Source organism: Microbacterium sp. Mcb102 (assembly GCF_024519805.1).
In the GTDB taxonomy this organism is placed as follows: domain Bacteria; phylum Actinomycetota; class Actinomycetes; order Actinomycetales; family Microbacteriaceae; genus Microbacterium.
Genome location: NZ_JALJRG010000015.1, coordinates 1 through 615, shown reverse-complemented (window position 1 = coordinate 615; position 615 = coordinate 1). Strand labels below are relative to the sequence as shown.

At 69.9% G+C, this 615-nt stretch carries 1 protein-coding gene; it reads right to left on the bottom strand.

Going from position 1 to position 615, the window contains the following annotated elements; genetic code table 11:
* Positions 1 to 583 (bottom strand): 13E12 repeat family protein (locus OC372_RS19310; RefSeq protein WP_262003900.1); only part of this gene is annotated, 583 nt, incomplete at its 3' end.
* Positions 584 to 615: the final 32 nt, after the last annotated feature.

Genomic DNA, 615 nt, shown 5'->3' with positions numbered 1-615 from the left:
TCGCGGCGAGGGTGTCGTGCTGCTTCTGCGACCGTGAACGGGTGTCGACCATCCGCCCCGGGTCACCGGACGGAAGCGCGTCGTCGTCCATACCCGCACCGTCATCGAGGGTTTCCGAGTTCGTTTCCGAGTTCGTTTCCGAGTTCGTCGCGTCCGAAGGCCGGAACTCGACTCCGGGGACGGGTGGTCCGTCGACTTTCGGGTTCAGGTACGCGTCGAACAGGCGCTGCAACTGTCCCGCGACCTCCGGCAGCAACCGTCCCCGGATCGGGATGACTCCGTCTTTCGCGCGCCCGAGGGTCAGCCCCCGCACCCGCATCGCGATATCGTCCGCCGGCTCCGCACCGTCGGGATCGAGATACTGCACGATCACCTGCGCCAACAACCGCAGATCCTCCGGCGTCGCCGCCGGTCCAACCTCCCCGCCAGCGTCCGGTTCCGAATCCGGTTCCGCGAATCCCCGCGCGTACGCGGCCAATTCCGCATCCGCCCGCAACCGGTCAGCCGTCCCGACCCGGGACCCGGCCTGCTCGATCGGCCCGATCGCCGCCAGCAGCCCCGCGACCCCGATCGTCCCGTCCACCAACGCCTCCCGCAACGCGGGCCACCGCGCCG